The organism is Pollutimonas nitritireducens (genome assembly GCF_002849615.1).
GTDB lineage: Bacteria > Pseudomonadota > Gammaproteobacteria > Burkholderiales > Burkholderiaceae_B > Pollutimonas > Pollutimonas nitritireducens.
Genome location: NZ_PDNV01000006.1, coordinates 324465 through 345477 on the forward strand (window position 1 = coordinate 324465; position 21013 = coordinate 345477).

Genomic DNA, 21013 nt, shown 5'->3' on the forward strand with positions numbered 1-21013 from the left:
AACGCCCGTGTCGCAACGAAGTTGATGAGCCTCGCCCTGGGCGACTGGGTAACCGCCGGCCACAGCGCCCTGATCACCGACCCTACCGGAGCCGGTAAATCGTGGTTGGCGTGTGCCCTGGCGCAGTATGCCTGCCGGCGTGGGCACTCGGCGCTCTACCAACGTGTGCCTCGCTTGCAGGAAGAACTTCGCATCCGCCACGGCAGCGGGGTGTTCGGCAAATGGCTGTGCTTGCCAATTATTTACGATCACACCGTATCATTAAACGCCACAACGGCGCATTATAATTATTTATCTGTTGACCTTTCGCCGCGACCTCGATTAGATAAGTAATGTTTAACCGTTACATATATACTTACAATCTACACATGACGTATCCATCAATTGAAGAATTCCATGACGCCGAGCCCTGTAAACAGCATTGGCGAACGCTTACTTACCGCACGTAAAAAACGCGGACTGTCTCAAGAAGCGCTAGCCAACCTGCTTGACCCTTCCCTGAGCCAAAGCGCTATTGCCCATATTGAAAATGGCCGCAACGAGTCCTCACGCCATCTCGTTTGGATCGCAGCAGCCCTTCACGTCCGTGCGGAATGGCTTGTTACTGGGAAAGGAGAAATGTTCGAGGTCGAATGGCCATGGCCAGAAACTCCCAGGTATACCGTGGTTGAGTTGCCTGCCCCGGTGTTGGAAGATATCGGTGACTACATAAAGATGAAGATCGGCCAGCAAGCCAAGAACACCAAAAGCCACGACTAAGCATCAAACGGCTAGTCTGCAGGATTACAGCCACCAGCACCGTCTAAGACACTACATAAAAACAACAGAAATACCCGCGGCGCCCTGAATTCCATAGTCCATAGTGGATCAGGGCGCTTCTTTTCGTCTCGACTCGATCCATGCGTTCAGCTTCCATCATGTTTTTACTCCTCTATATGAGCTTTTATTAGTACTTATGTATTGACTCTCCTCAGTAGATACGTAATGATTACAACAAATCTGCTCTTTAACAACACAATACCGATAAATACCGCGCCCTGCCCGACAACGGGCGGTGCGAGTGCGCGGCTACCCGTGTCGTCAGCATTATGCGGGGCGACAAGCACCTGGGTAGGAGTAAAGCAGGTGAAAAATCATTTCTCTCTTGGGCCGGTAGCGACTGGCATTAACCCGGGGAAACAGATGACGATCCGTGACAACGGACGCCGGTACTGCCAAAGGCAGACCACATTCGATGGATGGCGCATAATCCATTGATGACAGCGGCAAAGACCGCAGTTTTCAGCATCCCGACGAACCACCTTAGTGGACCAGCGGCGGGCTCTACCGAAAATGATCCAAGCACCTGGCCCCCATCGCGGCATCTTGGAGAGCTAGTCACGAAGGCGCTGGCTGCGCCTGCTTTGGAAAGCAGCTTGGGTCATACCATCCAGGGTGCTTCCCAAGGTTTAACGGAGGAAACAATGCAGCAACAGTCCCAGCAACAGCCTTCTGACCACTCAGCAGGCAGAAACGAAGTCTCGCAGCCGTCCGACCAAGCACTTCTTTACCGAATACATACTGCCGAAGCCAAGCTTGGAGTTTCTAGGTCCACGATCTATCGACTCGTGAACGAAGGCCAACTGGTACTAATCAAGATCGGGAAACGATCAAGTGGCATCACTGCTGCAAGTGTTCATGCCCTCATCGAACGCAATATGGCTCGAGCCTGCTGAGCCTGTGATCCTATGCGCGTTTCATTTGCAGAACCGTGGCAGAGTCAGCCTGCTCATGCAGAAAATCTGCCCAAACCTGCATAACAACACGCCTTTCATCTTCGAACCGGGCCCGGTCGTAGGCAGCTTGAATCACATCTGCTTTGGCATGTGCCAACTGGGCCTCCAATACATCAATATCAATTTTCAGACGCTCGCGTGCCACTGTGCGCAACATTGCCCTGAAGCCATGGGTCGCATGCTGCCCCTGAAACCCCATGTCGCGGAGCGCTTTGCTCAATGCATCCCGGTGCAAGTGCGGATTACCCCGCTTTCCAACACCAGGAAAGACATACTCGCCGCCGCCATACTGGCGCATCTCCGTCAACATTTCCATAGACTGCTTCGGCAAGCTAACCACGTGCTCGATACGAGTTTTCATTTTGTTAGCGGGAATACACCACTCGGCTCGCTCCAAGTCCATTTCAACCCATCGGGCCGACGCCACTACGCCTGGCCGGCAAGCGGTATACGCGGCCAACAGCAGGCCTCCACGCACCACCCTGCCCTCGTACCCCAGGACTGTCCGAATAAGCCGTCCAACACCCTGTATTTTCGTAATGGCCGGAATATGGCTACCTCGGTGTCTGGGCAAGGCGCGCTGAAGTCTCAAGAGCTGGTCGTCACCGCGAATACCCCGCACGATGCAATAGTCGATAATGCCGTTCAGGCATTGGCGAGCCTTGATTGCAATAGACGGTGTTGCCGTCGCCAGGCTGACGAGAACGGGCACAACATCCTTACTGGCTAGTGTTCGCATGTCGGCACTACCCAACAACGGCTGCAGACGTTTTTGAACGATGAAAGTAGATTTACTATAAGTCGCAGGTGCCCAACCTAGTTTTCGATCTTCCAACCAAGCATCGGACAGAACGGTAAACGAATGAGATCGGGCGTCTGCTGCGCTGAGTTCAGCCTGCTTTTCCGCCTGCACCCTGTTCTCCCGAGCCGCCATACTATGCTCTCTCACGCCTTCGGGTTGCTCTCCCATACGAACACGCTGGTGCAAATCCGCAGTCGCCCTGTGTGCCATTGCAATGCCCATTTCCGGGTACACACCAATGATTCGATTACCCCGCACTCCCGCAGGAGTACGGAATCTGACTACCCATTGCTTCAAGCCAGTTGGCTGTACCACCAGGGACAAACCCTGGCCGGAAGACAAAGAATAAGCGGCCTTTCGCGGTTTGGCCTTGCTGATCGCCAATTCTGATAGTTGCTGAGCTAGTTTGGGCATGTCGGGTCTTCGAGTGGGCATGATTTGGGTATGTAGGTTTTAACATACCCAAACGCATACCCAAAGGGTTGGAATTTACCGAAACCCTATGAGACGCTCTGAAAAGCAAAAAACCCGCAGAACACTAATGTTCGTGCGGGTTTCGGGTACTTCATCAGTCGTTATGAAACGCTCTGATTTTATGTCTTGGTGCCGACGGCGAGACTCGAACTCGCACAGCTTTCGCCACTACCCCCTCAAGATAGCGTGTCTACCAATTCCACCACGTCGGCCGGTAAAGAGCGGTATTCTAGCACGGATTTCGATTCGCCTTTTTTGATCTTCGCATACCGCGAAATTCACCACAAATACTAGTTGCTCTTGCTTGATTCGACTGGAGTTGCTGGCTCTTGTGCAGGTGCCGGCTGTGGTGCCGGAGCGGGTTCTTTTGAAGGCGTGATCTCTGACGCCAGCGTCGGCTGTGCGGGAGCAGGTGCGGCGGGCTTGGACGGCACGGCAGCCGGCGCTGCGGGCACTGCCGCACCCGGTGCAACAGGAACAGCTGAGCCGCTGGAAGGAACAGGCGACTGGAACCCTTGCATCACGCCGGCGTCAAGTGGCGATTTGCCACCAGGATGGTGAGCCATATAGGCCAGACCACCCGTCGATACGAAAAAGATGACTGCGGCCCATTTGGTGGCTCGCGACAGAAAATTCGCGGCGCCCGTGGCACCGAACAGACTGCCTGCGGAACCGCCACCAAAGGATGAACCCATGTCGGCGCCCTTGCCCTGCTGCAGCAAGACCAGCAAAATAATACTCAACGAAGATACGACCTGGATCGCCAGAAGAACAGGTGACAACCATTGCATGAAAAAAACTCCGAGGCCTATGAGGCCGCTATACGTAAAAATTCTTCTGCCACCAGCGACGCGCCACCTACGAGGGCGCCGTCGATATCAGACATGGCAAACAAACTGCTGGCATTGGACGCTTTGACGCTGCCGCCATACAAAATTCGAACTTGAGGAACATTCAGTTCGGTCAACTGCGCGCGAATGAAGGCGTGCACGTCCTGCGCTTGCTGCGGCGTGGCTGTAAGGCCAGTACCGATGGCCCAGACTGGCTCATAGGCAATCACCAGCTTGGCGACCGATTCGGCGCCTAGTGCCAGGACAGGCTGCAATTGGCGGCGGATTACTTCCTGGGTAAGTCCCGCCTCTTGCTCGGCCTGCGTTTCGCCTACGCACACCACCGGCGTTATACCCGCGCCTAGTGCCGCCGCCGCCTTTTCCGCAACCAGTTGATCAGTTTCGCAGTGAAACGAACGTCGTTCAGAATGCCCAACCAGCGCCCACTGGCAACCAAAATCAGAGAGCATGCTTGCAGAGACTTCACCTGTATAAGCGCCTTGCTGGTGCTTGCTGATATCTTGCGAGCCCCAACCAATGCCGCTACCGTGCAGGCAGCCGCTTACCTGTCCCAAATAGGGAAAGGGAGCGCACACGACCATTTCGCAATTATGAGCGACACCCACCCCCGCGCACAATCCCGTAAGGAGCGTAGCATTGGTGGGACGAGCGCCGTGCATTTTCCAGTTGCCTATTACAAGGCGCTTACGAATCAGAGCAGTATTCATTAAGCCCAGGATGAAAAAATTGAATAACCCAGCATTGTAGCCTGTAAGCCAGAAATCCGCACGTTACGATGACCTGTACCTTACTAAACCGTCAGGACGATCTTTCCGATCTGCTCTCCGGCTTCCATCATGGCGTGCGCATCGCACGCCTGGGCCAAGGGAAAAGTTGCATGCACGATAGGACGGATCTTGCCGGCCTCGAGTAAGGGCCAGACATGTTGCTTGAGAGCCCGGGCGATTTCAGCCTTGAATGCCACTGGCCTTGGCCGCAGCGTGGAACCCGTAATGGTCAGACGACGACGCAGGACTTGGTTGCAGTCTATCGTTGCTTTGGCACCACCCAGCAATGCAATGATCACAACACGTCCGTCGTCCGCAAGGCAATTTAAATTGCGGTTGATGTACTCGCCAGCCACCATATCCAGCACGACGTCCACGCCTTTGCCACCAGTGGCTTTCTTGACTTCTTCCACATAGTCCTGAGTACGGTAATTGATACCCAGCGTGGCGCCAAGGTCTTCGACGGCGCGGACGCGTTCATCGCTCCCCACGGTTGCATAGACCTCATGACCCATGGCCCTGGCCAGCTGGATTGCAGTCGTACCGATACCGCTGGCGCCACCGTGCACCAGCAAGGACTCGCCGATCGAAAGCCGGCCGCGATCGAAAACATTGCTCCAGACGGTGTAATAGGTTTCCGGTAAACCGGCCGCCTCGACATCCGACAAGCCCTTGGGCACAGGCAGGCATTGCTGCGCCGGTGCGACGCAGTATTCCGCATAGCCACCGCCGGCCAGCAAGGCGCACACTTTATCGCCTATGGACAGCCCTCCGGCGGCGGCATCGCCACCCACGATCTCTCCCACGACCTCGAGTCCGGGTAAATCCGAGGCTCCGGGGGGCGCGGGATAGTTGCCCTTGCGTTGAAAAACATCTGGTCGGTTAATACCCGCGGCCGAGACCTTGATAAGCACTTCGCCCGCTTTCGGCTCGGGTATGGGACGATCAACCAGCACCAGGACTTCAGGACCACCTGGTTGCGAAATTTCAACTGCCTTCATACTGACTCCCTTGGATGTTACGCAAAATTCTATTATCGCTTGTCTAACCAACCTTGGGATCAGGGTCGCCCGTATTGGACGCCCCTTCCTGGATCAGGATGCGACAAACCGAGGCGGCCTTGCGGAATTCCGACGCCGCGACGTACTCGGGGTCTTTCAGCCAGGCATAAACTTTGTCCCGATCGGGGAACTCGAGCAGCACCATGCGCTCGGTGAAGGTGTCGCCTTCATACGTATCTACTTTATCGCCGCGTGTGAGAAATTTTCCTCCATGCCTCGCTACCAGCGGCGGGGTAAGCTCGGTGTATTGCAGATAAGTTTGCGGATCATGAATCACCATCGTTGCTATGACGTATGCAGTCATACTTCCCCCTTTATTTGCGATTATGTTATGAGAAACCGGCAACCAGAAAAATTGACGCATCCGTAAGACGACATCCGGAGCCGCCACGACCATTACATCAGATTAATTCCACAAGTAAAAGATCGCGTAGTCCAAACTCCAAAAATTGCCGCCGACAAGCACCTGGAAAACAGCTGTGGTCGCTGTCCTGCGGGCCAAAAATGCGCCAGTCGAGATAAGGTACAATTCAGCGCAACGGAAGGTTGGCAGAGTGGTCGAATGCACCGGTCTTGAAAACCGGCAGGGGCGCAAGTTCCTCCAGGGTTCGAATCCCTGACCTTCCGCCACTTCTTCGCGCATCGCTTTTCCAATGCGCAACGAAGCAGGCATGATCACCACGACATGCTGATTTGTGTTCTTGCACCCATGGCGGAATTGGTAGACGCAAGAGACTTAAAATCTCTCGACCACTGGTCGTGCCGGTTCGATTCCGGCTGGGTGCACCAAGAACTCAATTTCCTACGCTTGCCACCGCTGTTAAAAAGCCCCCGACACGTTTACAGCAAGCGTCGAGGGCCATTTATGCAGTGGTTCTTCTTCAGGTGCCAAGACCGCAGGAGCATATGCCCCTTCGGTCTGCGAAACAGCAACGGCTGGAAGCCTCCCGACCTGCGGGAAACTTCCATACCTGTCCTTGCTATTCAGCCTCGGGCGCGGTGACAGGCGCCGGTACGGACACTGCCACGGGAGCCTGTTGCGGGCCGCCCTGGGCTTCAATGCCGCCAATTGCTTTCATCGACAAACGCAGGCGACCCTTGTCGTCGGCTTCGATGACCTTGATGCGCACCAACTGACCCACCTTGAGGACGTCGTTAATATTGGCAATGCGATAGTTGGCGATTTCGGAGATGTGCAGCAAACCATCGCGGCCAGGCAGAACCTGAACAATGGCACCGAAGTCCAGCAAGCGCAGCACCGGGCCTTCGTATTCCTGGCCCACTTCCACATCGGCTGTCAATTCCCTGATTCGACGCTCGGCTTCACGGGCTTTATCCAGGTCGGCGCTGGAAATCGTGATTGTGCCGTCGTCACCGATATCGATCTGAGTTCCAGTTTCCTCGGTCAGTGCGCGGATAGTGGCGCCGCCCTTGCCGATCACGTCGCGAATTTTTTCAGGATTGATCTTCACGCTGAGCATGCGTGGGGCAAATTCCGAAAGCTCGGTGCGTGAACCGTCAATCGCAGCAGTCATTTCGCCGAGGATATGCAGGCGGCCTTCCTTGGCTTGCGCCAAAGCGACCTGCATGATTTCCTTGGTGATGCCCTGGATCTTGATATCCATTTGCAGTGCGGTAATGCCCTGGACAGTACCGGCCACCTTGAAATCCATGTCGCCAAGGTGATCTTCATCGCCAAGAATGTCGGTAAGCACGGCAAACTTCCCGCCGTCCTTGATAAGGCCCATCGCTACGCCGGCAACGTGATCCTTGACGGGCACGCCCGCGTCCATCATCGCAAGGGAACCGCCACACACCGATGCCATGGAAGAGGACCCATTGGACTCGGTGATTTCAGACACGACGCGTATTGTGTACTGGAAGTCTTGAGGTTCTGGCAGCGATGAGACCAAGGAGCGCTTGGCGAGCCGCCCATGACCGATTTCGCGACGCTTGGGCGAACCGAAACGGCCTGTTTCGCCGGTGGCGAAAGGCGGGAAGTTGTAATGCAGCATGAAGCGATCGCGCGACTCGCCCATGATCGAATCGATGATTTGTTCGTCTTGACGCGTGCCCAAGGTGGCAACGACCAGCGCCTGCGTTTCGCCACGGGTGAACAATGCACTACCGTGGGCGCGTGGCAATACGCCCAGACGGATGCTGATCGGGCGGACCGTGCGGGTATCGCGGCCATCGATACGCGGCTCGCCATTCAATACCTGGCTGCGCACGATGGTGGATTCGAGATCGAACAGCATGTTCTCCACGACGACGTTGTCGGGAGCGGGGTCACCCTTGGCGGCCGCGTGTTCCTGGAGCTTGGCCTTTACGTTGGCATAGACGGTACGCAACTGAGCGGTACGCGCCTGCTTCTCGCGAATTTGATAGGCGGCTTGCAGGTCTTCCTGGGCTGCCGCGGTCACGGCAGTAACCAGTGCTTCATTTTTTGGAGCAGGTTGCCAGTCCCATTCCGGTTTGCCGGCTTCGGAAACCAGATCGTGAATGGCATTTATGCAGGCCTGCATCTGCTCGTGACCGAACATGACGCCGCCCAGCATCACTTCTTCAGACAATTGCCTGGCTTCCGATTCGACCATCAGGACCGCGGCTTCAGTGCCGGCAACGACCAGATCCATGGAAGAGTCTTTGAGCTGACTGGTGGTGGGGTTGAGTACGTACTGTCCGTTGATATAGCCAACGCGGGCGCCACCAATAGGACCATCGAAAGGGATACCAGATATGGCCAGCGCGGCGGATGCACCAATCATGGCTGCCATATCGGGATCGACTTCAGGATTGACCGACACGGTATGAATGATCACCTGCACTTCATTGTAGAAGCCCTCAGGGAACAAGGGGCGCAACGGGCGGTCGATCAGGCGGGAAGTAAGGATTTCCTTTTCGGAAGGACGACCTTCGCGCTTGAAGAATCCGCCTGGAATACGGCCTGCGGCGTATGTCTTCTCGACATAGTCCACCGTCAGCGGGAAAAAATCCTGGCCGGGCTTGGCAGTCTTGGAAGCAACTACAGTGGCCAGGACCACGGTGTCGTCAATCGAAACCAGTACGGAGCCGGAGGCCTGACGAGCAATCTCGCCAGTTTCGAGGACCACCGTGTGCTGACCGTACTGAAACGACTTGCTCACTTTATTAAACATTGGGGAATATCCTTACAATAGAAAAAACCGTGCACACCACGATTCGTATCGCAATGTGCACGGTTGCATCATGGGGAGCCAGCCCCGAGTATCACTTACGCAGACCGAGCTTTTCGATAAGCGAACGATACGAATCGGGATTGCGGCCCTTGAGGTAATCTAGCAATTTCCGGCGACGGCTAACCATGCGCAACAGACCACGACGCGAGTGGTGGTCTTTCATGTGTGCCTTGAAGTGGCCGGTGAGTTCGTTGATGCGCGCAGTAAGCAGCGCGACCTGGACTTCCGGCGAACCGGTATCGCCTTGGGCACGTTGATATTGTGTGACGATGTCGGATTTTTTGATGTCAGCAACAGACATTATTTAGCCTCTTGAACGAGCGACAGAGCCGAGGTGCTCTGACGTGCAGTGATTAAAAAAATAACAGTAGTAGCCCGGATGCATTCGTAGCAACAACCCACATGGCAATCCGGGAAGCAAGCATTATAGCGGATTGCAAGCCGACGCGTGGCCGACCTCCCCTGCAGTGCGACAGCGGCTTATCAATTAGTCATGGATGGCCGTAAAATAAGCGCAACGAACCCTAGCGGAGTCCCGGCATGAATGCGATTAAATATATGCGGATGGGCAAGTCCGCCACGTACGCCTTGACGACAGTATTGCTCGCGGCGTGCACCAGCATGGCCGACCTGCCCGCTGGCGCGCCTTTGCATCAGGTGGTATCGGAATACGGCGAACCCAACTTTTCCTGTCCTGCTGCGAATGGTCGCAAACGACTGATCTGGACCATGCAACCCATGGGTCAATATGCCTGGGGCACCAACGTGGATCCCGCCGGCAACACCGACCGCGTTGAGCAATTGCTGAACGATGAACATTTCCGCGTGCTCGCTTCAGGCACATGGACACCGGAGCAGGTGCGATGCGAATTCGGGCCACCCGCCGAGATCGATAGCGTCGGCCTGCCCTCTTCCACGTCCATCATCTGGAGCTACCGCTACAGGCAGGCGGGCGCCTGGAACTCGCTGATGTACGTCTATTTTGGCAGCGACGGAGCCAGGGTCACGCGCTTTCACCCCGGCCCCGATCCCTTATACGAACGGGAAAATTTCTGGTTCGACTGACGACGAATCGCTTGAGTCGCCGTGCCTGGAATCAGAAGGGGTCGTGCCTGTCAGGTGGCTTCGGTGTGCTGTCGGGCGCTTGATCGGGCTGTTTCAACGAAGGGCTTTGCCGAGAATCGAAAGTATGTGTTGCACTGAACGCAGAGGGCGGCACGGCAAGGTCGTGATCATCAACGTTCGCGTGCCGCATGCGCGTCAGTTCACGGGCTCGCCGCCAGCGCCACCCCATGATTACCCAACCCGATAGGCCATAGACGACAAATAGGCTGAACAGGACGATAGGCGGGTCGCTGGACACAAACACGAAAACCCCGACCAGGACGAGCAATACCCAGAACGGCACACTACGGCCGAGTGCAAAGCTCTTGCCACTGTAAAACGGTGCATTGGTAACCATCGCAATGCCGGCATAGACGGTAAATCCAAAAGACATCCATGCGATCGTGGCGGTTTCGAGGGCGAGTTTGTTGTCGACGGCCAGCCACAGGAAACCGGCCACCAACGCCGCTGCGGCGGGACTTGGCAGGCCTTGAAAGAAGCGCTTGTCAACGACACCAATATTCGTATTGAAACGTGCCAAGCGCAGGGCCGCGCCCACGACGTAGATGAACGCGGCCAGCCAGCCCCAGCGACCCAGGCCTTGCAGGGACCATTCGTACATCACCAGCGCGGGCGCTATGCCAAAGGAGGTCATGTCAGACAAGGAATCGTATTGCTCGCCAAAGGCGGACTGCGTATTGGTCAGGCGGGCCACCCGCCCATCCATGCCGTCAAACACCATGGCCAGGAAGATGGCAATGGCGGCCATTTCGAACTTGCCGTTCATGGCCTGGACGACGGCATAGAACCCGGCGAAAAGATTCGCCGTGGTGAATGCGTTGGGGAGCAGATAAATGCTGCGACGACGACGGGTCTCGTCCGGCGATAGATTGGTCATAGGCTTAACCTTGTGTGTCAACGGGACGATCGGGCAACTCAGCCAGTACGGTGCTGGTGGCTTGCACCTTGTCGCCTATTGCAACGCGAGGTCGCGACCCCAGCGGTAAATAGACATCGACCCGTGATCCGAAACGGATGAAACCGTAGCGTTGCCCAGCATAAAGCTGGTCGCCCGGCTTGATATAACAAAGTATGCGTTTGGCTACCAGGCCAGCCACCTGGACAGCAGTCACGACATGGCCGTGAGGGGTAAGCAATACAGTGGCATTGCGTTCGTTTTCAAGAGAAGCTTTGTCCAGCGACGCATTAAAAAACTGGCCAGCAAAATAGTTGACGGAAGTGACGCTGCCTTTCACCGGCGAGCGGTTGGAGTGGACATTGAACACGTTCATGAATACGCTGATCTTGATGGCATCGCGTTCGGCGTATGGGTCGCGGATTTCTTCGACCGCTACAACACGGCCATCTGCGGGCGAGAGTACATTGAGTTCGCCCTCGGGGGCGATGCGAGCCGGGTCGCGAAAAAACTGCAACACAAAAATCGATACTATCCAGAACGGAATCGAGGCAGCGCCCGACCAGAAGCTGACAAGAATCGACACCAGCACGATACCGGCCAGGAAAGGCCAGCCTTCACGCGCAATAATAGGATGGGGGTAAGGTGGTTTATTCATCGTAAGTGGGAGAATAACCGAAATGCGTCCCCAGGTATGCCGCATTTCGATTGGAAGCGATCAATGTTGCCTTGGCCTGGAATATGGAACGAGGCATGCTGTCCAGGAACAAGCAAGTGGCGTGCCGTCCAGCATTGATAGCCAAGCGTTACGCCCACGCTGACACGAAATTCGCCTAGCTGGGGTGTTCTCGCCGATCATTGTTCCGCGCATTGAAACTCACACTCGTCTCGCCGCGCGTGGGGAAGTCTTCCCAGCTTTCAACTGAAGACGACAATAATTGGTCAGTCGCGGCCGCGTCGCGTTAAACGACCGCGGTGTTCATTTGAAAAAAACGCCCTTGCGGGCGTTTTCTGAACAGCGCACGATGTGAGTCGTGATTAGTTTTTGGTCTGATCGACCAGCTTGTTTGCAGCAATCCAGGGCATCATGGCGCGCAATTTTCCGCCGACCTGTTCAATCTGAGATTCAGCATTGATGCGGCGGCGCGAAGTGAGTGTAGGAGCGCCTGCAGCATTTTCCAGAATGAAATTCTTGGCGTACACACCATTCTGGATGTCGGCCAGGCATTGACGCATGGCTTTCCTGGTTTCTTCGGTGACAATCTTTGGACCGGTCTCGTACTCACCATATTCGGCATTGTTCGAGATGGAGTAGTTCATGTTGGCGATGCCGCCCTCGTAGATCAGGTCGACAATAAGCTTGAGTTCGTGCAGGCACTCGAAATAGGCCATCTCAGGCGCGTAGCCGGCTTCAGTCAGGGTTTCGAATCCTGCCTTGATGAGCTCGACCGCACCGCCGCACAGGACGGCTTGCTCACCGAACAAATCGGTTTCGGTTTCTTCGCGGAAATTGGTCTCGATGATGCCGGCGCGGCCACTGCCAATGGCGCAAGCATAGGACAAGGCAACATCGCGGGCCGATCCTGTGGTGTCTTGATGGACGGCGATCAACGATGGCACGCCACCACCCTGGCTATAGGTGCCGCGAACAGTATGGCCTGGAGCCTTGGGGGCGATCATGATGACGTCGATATCGCTGCGCGGCTGGACCTGGCCATAATGCACGTTGAAGCCGTGGGCAAATGCCAGTGCGGCGCCTGCCTTGATATTTTCCGCAACCTGCGAACGATAGACTTCGGCAATATTTTCATCGGGAAGCAGGATCATGACCAAATCGGCCGCCTTCACCGCCTCGGCGACTTCCTGCACCTTCAAGCCCGCATTCTCGGCCTTGCTCCAGGAAGCACCGCCCTTGCGAAGCCCGACGATTACATTGACACCGGACTCATGTAGGTTCAGTGCATGCGCGTGGCCCTGGGAACCATAACCGATGATGGCAACGGTCTTGCCTTTGATGAGGGACAGGTCACTATCTTTATCGTAAAAAACTTTCATTTAAGGTGCTCCAATACTTGAGGAATTGTTGTTTGATTTAAAGCTTCAGGACCCGTTCTCCGCGGCCGATGCCGGATACGCCGGTACGCACGGTTTCCAGTATGGCGCTGCGGTCCAGGGCCCCGATAAAAGCCTCGATCTTACCTTGATCGCCGGTAAGCTCGATGGTGTAGACCTTATCGGTCACATCGATGATGCGGCCGCGAAAGATATCGGCCATGCGTTTCATTTCTTCGCGCTCTTTGCCTACGGCACGCACCTTGATGAGCATAAGCTCGCGTTCGATGTGCGGTCCTTCGGACAAGTCCACGACCTTGACTACATCCACCAGGCGGTTCAAGTGCTTGGTGATCTGCTCGATGACTTCGTCGGAACCGGCGGTGACGATGGTCATGCGCGACAGTGTCGAGTCTTCGGTAGGGGCCACGGTCAGCGTTTCAATGTTGTAGCCACGCGCCGAGAAAAGCCCCACGACCCGTGACAATGCTCCCGGTTCATTTTCCAGAAGGATAGAAATTACGTGTTTCATGTTTCTTTCCTTATAAGTCTTCAGAACCGAGCAACATTTCGGTCAGGCCGCGGCCGGCTTTTACCATGGGCCACACGTTTTCAGTCTGGTCCGTGATGAAGTCCATGAACACGAGCCTGTCTTTGTACTGGGTGAACGCCTCGCGGATGGCCGGCTCGACGTCGGCTGGCTTGTCGATCCGCATACCCACGTGACCATAGCTTTCGACAAGCTTCACGAAGTCAGGCAAGGCATCTACGTAGGACTCAGAGTAGCGCGAACCGTATTCAATCTGCTGCCACTGGCGCACCATGCCCAGGTACCGGTTGTTCAGGCAAAGTACCTTGGGTGTGAGGTGGTATTGCTTGCAGGTGGAAAGCTCCTGGATGTTCATCTGTATCGACGCCTCTCCCGTGATCACGGCGATCTGGCTATCTGGATTGGCCATCTGCACGCCCATGGCATATGGCAGGCCTACGCCCATGGTGCCCAGACCGCCCGAATTGATCCAGCGTCTCGGCTGGTCGAAGCGATAATACTGGGCAGCCCACATTTGGTGCTGGCCGACGTCCGACGTAACGAATGCATCGCCGTGAGTGACTTCCCACAGCTTTTCGACCACATACTGCGGCTTGATGAGTGTGTCGGAATTCTGATAGACGAGGCACTGCTTGCCGCGCCATTCGTTGATCTGTTGCCACCACTTGGCCACGCCCGCCTTGTTGGGCGTCGTCTCGGCAGCCGCCTGGACATACAGTGCATTGAGTTCCTGCAATACATCCTTGACGTTGCCGACTATCGGCACATCGACACGCACGCGCTTGGAAATGGATGAAGGATCGATATCGATATGCACGATCTTCCGGGGGTTCTGCGAAAAATGCTTGGGATTGCCGATTACCCGGTCGTCGAAACGAGCGCCCACGGCTATCAGCACATCACAGTGCTGCATGGCCATATTGGCTTCGTAGGTACCGTGCATGCCCGGCATTCCAACGAATTTATCGTCGCTGGCCGGATATGCCCCCAAACCCATGAGCGTATTGGTGCAAGGCGCGCCTGTTAACTGCACCAATTGGCGCAGTTCAGTCGCGGCATCTGACAACACCACGCCACCGCCGGAGTAGATCATGGGGCGTTCAGCTGTCAAAAGCATTTGTACAGCTTTCTTGATCTGACCCTGATGTCCCTTCACCACCGGTGCGTACGAACGCATTTTTACTTCACCGCGTGGCGGCGCGTACTTGCAGGTGGCAATGGTGATGTCTTTGGGGATATCCACCAGCACGGGTCCGGGACGACCGGTCTTGGCGATGTAGAAGGCGCGACGCATGGTTTCAGCCAGATCCTTGACGTCGCGCACCAGGAAGTTGTGCTTGACGCAAGGCCGGGTGATGCCAACCGTATCGCATTCCTGGAAAGCATCCTCGCCGATGGCATGGCTGGGTACCTGACCGCTGATGATCACCATGGGAATGGAGTCCATGTATGCGGTGGCGATGCCCGTTACCGCATTGGTCAGTCCGGGGCCACTGGTGACCAGCGCCACACCGATCTTGTCCGACGAGCGCGAATAGGCATCGGCCGCGTGCACGGCGGCTTGCTCGTGACGGACGAGAATGTGCTTGAAATTTTCTTGCTTGTAGATTGCGTCGTAGATGTACAGTACCGCGCCGCCGGGATAACCAAACACGTGGTCAACGCCCTGTTCGGCAAGGCAACGCACGACGATATCGGCGCCATTGAGTTCCATTATGTATTCCTTTCGTAACCGGTACTGGAATTCCGACTGGCCATAAGACCCGAGCCTGTATCGTTTACAGCAACATGACCTGGCGCTTTATGGCTCACGGAGCCATGCCACCCAGACACCTTGCCGAACCGACTTGAACTCGTCGAAACGCAGCACGAGCGTTCTGTGAACGCGGGAGGTAGAACGGAAGCTTTGGCAACACACGCTTGTGGCGCGGCCAACAGCAAAGTATTACAGGCGCAAAAAACCGGGCGGATAACCCGGAACAACGTAGCCTTTTGTGATCTGCCACGGATAGCAAGGCAGATCAACGTGCCACTTTACCGCGTTGGCGCAGCCGAGGCAAATCATGCAGGCCGAGTGAGATAGTTTTCCAATATATCGCCGACAAATTCGGCATATTGGGTGACATCCGTGCCCTGGTTGTTGTATTTGCGCCGTTTCAGATACCAGTCCTGCATCATGGCTTTGCACAGAGACGCCAATAGCTTGGCGTTTACACTGCGAAAGACATCGGCTTTGATGCCTTCTTGAATAATTCCGAAAATAATGTCCTCTACTTCAAGCTCGACGGATATGGCTTCTTTCTTGTGCTTTTCAGGGAGGCTCTTGGTTTCCATGAAAGAAAAATAAAACCATGGCTGCATCAACTCGCTAAGGTACACATGCGCCTTCACCGCGGCAAGCAATTTGTCCCGCGGTGAAGTGACCTCTTGTGTATAGGCAAGCATGGTGCGTCGGGTCAGCAGAAACCCATGGCTCTGAATCAAATAGATCAGGTCGTCTTTGCTTTTAATATACGCATACAGCCCGCCTATGCTGAAGCCAGAATCCGCGCACAGGTCGCGCAGGGACATCGCATGGAAGCCCTTCCTGCCCGTCAGCCGCAGGGTGGAATCAATGATCCGCACCAGATTGCTTACGGCGACATGCTCTTTCTTTATGCGGATCAGCTCTCTGTTCTTGTGATACAGCTCGCGGCAAATTTCGACTTTAGACAAGCTAAGCTCGATCTTGAACGATTCAAAATCAGCAATCATGTACTACTCCACCCCCATAGGTCGTTCACGCCACCGACAAGTAGCGATGCTGCGTCTCGATATCGTTGATCAGCGCCTGGCTGCTGGCCTCATGGACAATCATGCCCTTTTCGAGAATATAAGCTCGCTGTGCATGCTTGAGGGCAAAGTGTACGCTTTGATCGGTGAACAGAATTGTGGTGGTCCTGGATAACTGGTCTATCAGTGCGCCGATTTGCTTGACGATGACAGGGGCCAGACCTTCATTGGGCTCATCCAGCAAAAGCAGCAAGGGTTCGCTCATCAAGGACCTCGCCACGGCCAGCATCTGCTGCTGGCCGCCTGACAAGGTGCTACCGTCCTGACCGGCAAGTTCGCCGAGCATGGGATATTCGTCGAAAATGCGCTCGATGGTCCACTGGCGCGTGACACCCGGTCTGCTGTACTCGGCAATTTCCAGGTTTTCGCGGACGCTGAGGCCAGGAAAAATTCGACGGTCTTCCGGAACCAGCCCTATGCCCGCGCGGGCATTCCGGTAAGCCGGCTGACCCGTGATGTCGCGGCCCTTGAACGTTACCCGGCCCCTGCGCGGCGCCGACAAGCCGATGATGCTGCGCAAGGTGGTGCTTTTGCCGGCGCCGTTGCGGCCCAGCAGGCAGACCGTTTCACCCTCTTCAAGATTTAATGAAATACCCTGTAGGGCGTGGCTTTCACCATAGTAGGTATGAATGTTGTCGACTTCAAGAATCATGGTGCGATTTCCTCTTCTGCGTCACCCAGGTAGGCCCGCCTGACTTCCGGATGCATCTTGACTTCCTGAGGCGTACCCAGGACCAGCGACTGGCCGCGGTGCATGACCAGAACCCGATCCGCCACGTCGAACACCACCCCCATATCGTGCTCGGTGATGAGAAATGTGTAATCTCCGGTGGCCGCCAATGACTTGACCAAAGCCGTAACCCGATGCGTTTCATCGGGCGTCATTCCGGCAGTGGGCTCATCCAACAACACCAAATGCGGCCGAGTTGCCAGCACCATTGCAATTTCCACCAGTCGCTTGTCGCCATAGCTGATGACGCCGGCACGCCTCACAGCCAAGTCCGTGAGTGAAAGACGTTCCAGCAACATATCTGCCTCTTGTTGGATGGGCCGATTGCGTGATGCAATGTTGTACCAGCGCCGGCTGTCGCCGTGGTAGGCCGTGAGCGCAACCTCGATGTTCTCGCGTACGGTCATTTCGTTGAAGATATTATTGATCTGAAAAGAACGCGATACGCCCATGCGACTGATACGGTGGGGAGGCAAGCCGGTGATGTCCTGGGCTTCAAATGTTACTTTGCCCGAACTGGGCGTCATGCGGCCCGACAACATGTTGTAAAACGTAGTCTTACCGGCGCCATTTGGGCCGATGATGGCCAGGGTTTCGTGGGGCAGAACATCCACCGATACGTCGAGTACGGCTGCCACGCCACCGAAACGTTTGGTTAGATGGCTGACTTGCAGGATAGGTTGAGTCATTTTCGCTCCTGCAGCCAGTCGAGAAATGTGCCCAGCACCCCTCTTCTGAAAAACATCACCATCAGTGCCAGGATAATACCCAGCACCAGCATCCATGCATGGGTCATGCTGGTAATCCAGGTTTCCAGCAACACGAACATGGCGGCGCCAAAGTACGGCCCGAGGAAATAACCGGTTCCGCCCAGTATGGACATGAGCACGGGCTCAGCCGACATGGACCAATGCACAAGTTCAGGACTGGCAATTCGTAGGAATGGCGCCATCAGTCCGCCAGCCAGGCCTGCAAACGCGCCAGAAATCGTGAACGCCGCCAGGCGATAGCTCTTGACGTTGAGTCCGCAAAATGCCACACGCTCCGGATTTTGTCGAATGGCTCGCAGAATAAGACCGAAGGATGAGCGGCAGATCAAGTACAGGAATGCGGTGGCGAGCACCACAATGACCAGAACGACATGGTAGTACACGCTGGGATTGGCCAGCGCAAGATCGAAACCCAGCCCCAGCGAGTTTACGCGGAATCCCGCTATTCCATCGCTGCCATTGGTCACCGACCGCCACTGATGCACTACGGCAAATACCATCATGCCAAAGGCGAGGGTTAACATGGAAAAATAGACTTCATTAAGCCGGACGCTGAAAAAGCCGATGATCAGGGCCAGGACGGCACCGGCCATTATGGCCACCAGCAAGCAGGCCAACAGCGGCCATTGTGCTCCTTGCAATAGCAGGGCCGTGGCATAGGAACCGACACCAAAAAAGGCGGCATGCCCGAAACTGAGCATGCCCGTATAACCGAAGATCAAGTTGAAGCTAGCGGCGAACAGGCCCAGTATCAGGATCTCGGTAACAATAAAAATATAGAAGTAAGGCGTAATCCAGGGCAAGGCGGCCAACACGAGCAACAGCAATGCCAGGACGAAGGGTAGCGGTCGGTTCCTCATGTGGACGCCCCTTTGCCCATCAGTCCATGCGGCTTAAGCAACAGTACAATAGCCATACCCACGAAAGGCAGGATCAGGTTGACGTCGGGAAAGAAACGGCCGCCGAAGCCATAGATCAGGCCCAGGATGATCGCGCCCAGCAGCGTGCCCGGGAAACTGCCAAGGCCACCGATGACCACGACAATAAAGCTCTCGATGATGATCTTGTCGCCCATCCCCGGATCAATGGCACGCATGGGTGCCGCAACGACGCCACCCACCGCTGCCAGCCAGGCGCCAAAGGCAAACACCCCTGTGATGACAAGCTTGGTGTTGATGCAGAGCACCTGTGCCATGTCGCGGTCGAGCGCCGCCGCGCGCATGATCTTGCCGACCCGGGTGCGATTGAACAAGAACCATAGCGCGCAAACGAAAATTAGTCCTACCGCCACGACGAACAGGCTGTAAATCGGGTAGGTGACTCCCCCGGGAAGTGCGGCCGTGCCCTGCAGCAATGGGGGTGGATCGATCACGTGTATACCGGTGCCCCACACCAGGCGCACCGATTCGTTCAGTATCAACAGCAAGGCAAAGGTGAGCAGCAGGCTGTCGGAAATTTCGCGCTGGTAAATGAAACGCAACATGATCCGGTCGATGAGCACTGCCAATGCAGCGACACACAAGGGAGCAACCAACAACGTAAGCCAGAATGACATGCCCAACAGCGTCATGCAGGTATAGGCAAGATACGCGCCCAGCATATACAACGCGCCATGGGCAAAGTTGATGACATTCAACACTCCAAAGACAATATTCAATCCAACCGCGATGACAAACAGCAGCAGGCCGATATCAAGGCTGTTGAGCAAAGCCATGCCTAAACTGCTCATGGTATTTCCCCCTTATTTACACACACCGCCCGGTGCCGAAGCGCCGGGCGGAATTGATGCACTTGGCAATTCCTGAATCTGCTACAGCTTGCAGGCTGGATCGACCGGCGGCGTGATTTTTTCACCGTCGAAAAATTGCGCATCGGCCAGGGAGCGGATTTTGTCTTGTGTGTTCATGGCGGCCGCACGTCCCCAAGTGGGGCCGATAAGCGCCTGGTTATCGCCTTTGCGGAAGGTCACGGTGCCAGTGGGGGCCGGAATGCTCAAGCCCGATAGCGCTTGAGCCACCGCTTTGCCGTCGGTGCTGCCAGCTTTTTCGATCGCCGCCTTGAAGGCGTACACGGCAACATAGGCGCCCTCCGCGTTATAGCTGGGGGGGGTGCCATAGTTCTTCTGGTACGAGGCAACGAATTTTTTATTGAGATCATTATCATGGGAACCGTACCAGTAACGCGTACCCAGCCATACCCCTTCGGGCATTTGATCGCCCAGCGCAGCAAGCACCTCGGTGGCGGCGCCCACCGTGAACAACACCTCAAACCCTTGCTTGAAGAAGCCACGATTATTGGCCTGACGTACGAAGTTGACCAGGTCGCCACCCCAGAGCGAGATCACCACGCCATCGGGCTTGGATTCCATGACACCATTGATAAATGGCGTGAAGTCCTCGGCCCCGAAACGGGGAAACGCCGTTTCCGGCATCAGGACGACATCCGGGGATTTTTCTTTCAGATACTTGCCAAAGAATTCCCAGGACTGATGCCCGAACGCGTAATCCGGCCCTATGGTGGTCCATTTCTTGGCCCCGGTCTTGGCCGCGACTGCGGCAGCGCCCTGCATGTTCTGGTGCACATTGACACTAATCCGGTAAGTAAAGGCATTGCACAATTTACCGGTCACATCGGGCGTGGCGGCGTGGGTAATGATGAAGGGCTTGCCGAGCTCGGGTAGTACGGGGACCAGACCCTGCGCCACGCCAGAGCTATCCAGCCCCATCAGCACGTCGGCCTTGTCCTGGTAGACCAGCTTACGGGCTGCCTGGATGGCCACGGCAGCCTTGCCTTGGCCATCTTCGAGCTGTAATGCCAGCTGACGCCCGAGGACGCCGCCCGAGGCGTTGATTTCGTCCATGGCCAACTGAATACCTTGCTGCGCAAACTTCCCATAAGTAGCCGCACTACCGGACATAATGTAGATGGCGCCTATCTTGATGGGATCTTCGGCTGCATGGACGGCACCCAGACTCATCGAGCCGGCAAGCACCACAGATAAAAGGGAACGGGTCGCAAGAATCTTGAACATGTATTGTCTCCTTGAGGAATAATTATTTAGTACATTTCCAATTCTTTACTGCTGTACTACTACCTGCACTGGTGATCGAG

Annotated in this window: 20 protein-coding genes, 3 tRNA genes and 1 pseudogene; 5 read left to right on the forward strand and 19 right to left on the reverse strand. The window is 55.7% G+C overall.

Going from position 1 to position 21013, the window contains the following annotated elements:
* Positions 1 to 21: 21 nt before the first annotated feature.
* Positions 22 to 228, forward strand: a pseudogene (locus tag CR155_RS11280) (ATP-binding protein); the annotation flags it as partial.
* 168 nt (positions 229 to 396) lie between these two features.
* Positions 397 to 759, forward strand: a complete 363-nt coding sequence (locus CR155_RS11285; RefSeq protein WP_102070115.1) for a helix-turn-helix domain-containing protein — start codon at positions 397 to 399, stop codon at positions 757 to 759.
* 966 nt (positions 760 to 1725) lie between these two features.
* On the opposite strand, the gene CR155_RS11295 is transcribed toward CR155_RS11285, so the two are convergent.
* The 6 genes from CR155_RS11295 to CR155_RS11320 form a co-directional block, all read right to left on the reverse strand.
* Entirely contained in the window at positions 1726 to 2991 is a 1266-nt protein-coding gene (locus CR155_RS11295; protein WP_102070116.1) for a tyrosine-type recombinase/integrase, read from the reverse strand.
* A gap of 187 nt (positions 2992 to 3178) precedes the next feature.
* Positions 3179 to 3263 (reverse strand) — tRNA-Leu (locus CR155_RS11300).
* Positions 3264 to 3341: 78 nt separating this feature from the next.
* Positions 3342 to 3842 (reverse strand): preprotein translocase subunit SecG, encoded by a 501-nt coding sequence (gene secG, locus CR155_RS11305; RefSeq protein WP_102070117.1) that lies wholly within the window; start codon positions 3840 to 3842, stop codon positions 3342 to 3344.
* A gap of 17 nt (positions 3843 to 3859) precedes the next feature.
* Positions 3860 to 4609, reverse strand: a complete 750-nt coding sequence (gene tpiA / locus CR155_RS11310) for a triose-phosphate isomerase (RefSeq protein WP_102070118.1) — start codon at positions 4607 to 4609, stop codon at positions 3860 to 3862.
* 83 nt (positions 4610 to 4692) lie between these two features.
* Positions 4693 to 5670, reverse strand: coding sequence for an NAD(P)H-quinone oxidoreductase (locus CR155_RS11315; RefSeq protein ID WP_102070119.1), 978 nt, complete (start codon positions 5668 to 5670; stop codon positions 4693 to 4695).
* 43 nt (positions 5671 to 5713) lie between these two features.
* Entirely contained in the window at positions 5714 to 6034 is a 321-nt protein-coding gene (locus CR155_RS11320; RefSeq protein ID WP_158238261.1) for a DUF1330 domain-containing protein, read from the reverse strand.
* Positions 6035 to 6270: 236 nt separating this feature from the next.
* On the opposite strand from CR155_RS11320, the gene CR155_RS11325 reads away from it, so the two are divergent.
* Positions 6271 to 6360: transfer RNA gene (locus tag CR155_RS11325), tRNA-Ser, on the forward strand.
* Between the two features lie 73 nt (positions 6361 to 6433).
* A tRNA-Leu gene (locus CR155_RS11330) sits at positions 6434 to 6519 on the forward strand.
* A 191-nt stretch (positions 6520 to 6710) separates the two neighbouring features.
* On the opposite strand, the gene pnp is transcribed toward CR155_RS11330, so the two are convergent.
* Both pnp and rpsO read right to left on the reverse strand, forming a co-directional pair.
* Positions 6711 to 8888, reverse strand: coding sequence for a polyribonucleotide nucleotidyltransferase (pnp, locus tag CR155_RS11335; protein WP_102070121.1), 2178 nt, complete (start codon positions 8886 to 8888; stop codon positions 6711 to 6713).
* Between the two features lie 91 nt (positions 8889 to 8979).
* Positions 8980 to 9249, reverse strand: coding sequence for a 30S ribosomal protein S15 (rpsO, locus tag CR155_RS11340; protein WP_102070122.1), 270 nt, complete (start codon positions 9247 to 9249; stop codon positions 8980 to 8982).
* Between the two features lie 239 nt (positions 9250 to 9488).
* Here rpsO and CR155_RS11345 point away from each other — a divergent pair, with 239 nt between their 5' ends.
* Positions 9489 to 10013, forward strand: a complete 525-nt coding sequence (locus CR155_RS11345; protein ID WP_439650436.1) for a hypothetical protein — start codon at positions 9489 to 9491, stop codon at positions 10011 to 10013.
* 31 nt (positions 10014 to 10044) lie between these two features.
* Here the strand turns inward: CR155_RS11345 and pssA are convergent, their stop codons facing one another.
* The 11 genes from pssA to CR155_RS11400 all read right to left on the reverse strand — a co-directional run bounded on the left by pssA (position 10045) and on the right by CR155_RS11400 (position 20933).
* Positions 10045 to 10950, reverse strand: a complete 906-nt coding sequence (pssA, locus tag CR155_RS11350; RefSeq protein WP_102070123.1) for a CDP-diacylglycerol--serine O-phosphatidyltransferase — start codon at positions 10948 to 10950, stop codon at positions 10045 to 10047.
* 4 nt (positions 10951 to 10954) lie between these two features.
* Positions 10955 to 11626, reverse strand: a complete 672-nt coding sequence (locus CR155_RS11355) for a phosphatidylserine decarboxylase (RefSeq protein WP_102070182.1) — start codon at positions 11624 to 11626, stop codon at positions 10955 to 10957.
* Positions 11627 to 12006: 380 nt separating this feature from the next.
* Entirely contained in the window at positions 12007 to 13023 is a 1017-nt protein-coding gene (gene ilvC / locus CR155_RS11360) for a ketol-acid reductoisomerase (protein WP_102070124.1), read from the reverse strand.
* A gap of 37 nt (positions 13024 to 13060) precedes the next feature.
* Entirely contained in the window at positions 13061 to 13552 is a 492-nt protein-coding gene (gene ilvN, locus CR155_RS11365; RefSeq protein ID WP_102070125.1) for an acetolactate synthase small subunit, read from the reverse strand.
* A gap of 10 nt (positions 13553 to 13562) precedes the next feature.
* On the reverse strand, positions 13563 to 15284 hold the full coding sequence (locus CR155_RS11370; RefSeq protein WP_102070126.1) for an acetolactate synthase 3 catalytic subunit: 1722 nt from the start codon (positions 15282 to 15284) through the stop codon (positions 13563 to 13565).
* 347 nt (positions 15285 to 15631) lie between these two features.
* On the reverse strand, positions 15632 to 16324 hold the full coding sequence (locus CR155_RS11375; RefSeq protein WP_102070127.1) for a TetR/AcrR family transcriptional regulator: 693 nt from the start codon (positions 16322 to 16324) through the stop codon (positions 15632 to 15634).
* A gap of 25 nt (positions 16325 to 16349) precedes the next feature.
* Positions 16350 to 17054, reverse strand: a complete 705-nt coding sequence (locus tag CR155_RS11380) for an ABC transporter ATP-binding protein (protein WP_102070128.1) — start codon at positions 17052 to 17054, stop codon at positions 16350 to 16352.
* The gene (locus CR155_RS11385; protein ID WP_102070129.1) at positions 17051 to 17821 is read right to left on the reverse strand and encodes an ABC transporter ATP-binding protein; all 771 of its coding nucleotides are present in this window, start codon (positions 17819 to 17821) and stop codon (positions 17051 to 17053) included. Before CR155_RS11385 ends, CR155_RS11380 begins: the two co-directional genes overlap by 4 nt.
* Positions 17818 to 18762, reverse strand: coding sequence for a branched-chain amino acid ABC transporter permease (locus CR155_RS11390; RefSeq protein WP_102070130.1), 945 nt, complete (start codon positions 18760 to 18762; stop codon positions 17818 to 17820). The genes CR155_RS11385 and CR155_RS11390 overlap by 4 nt, the downstream gene beginning before the upstream one ends.
* Positions 18759 to 19631, reverse strand: coding sequence for a branched-chain amino acid ABC transporter permease (locus tag CR155_RS11395; RefSeq protein ID WP_102070131.1), 873 nt, complete (start codon positions 19629 to 19631; stop codon positions 18759 to 18761). The genes CR155_RS11390 and CR155_RS11395 overlap by 4 nt, the downstream gene beginning before the upstream one ends.
* 81 nt (positions 19632 to 19712) lie before the next feature.
* Complete coding sequence (locus tag CR155_RS11400) at positions 19713 to 20933, reverse strand: ABC transporter substrate-binding protein (protein ID WP_102070132.1); 1221 nt, start codon at positions 20931 to 20933, stop codon at positions 19713 to 19715.
* Between the last annotated feature and the right edge of the window lie 80 nt (positions 20934 to 21013).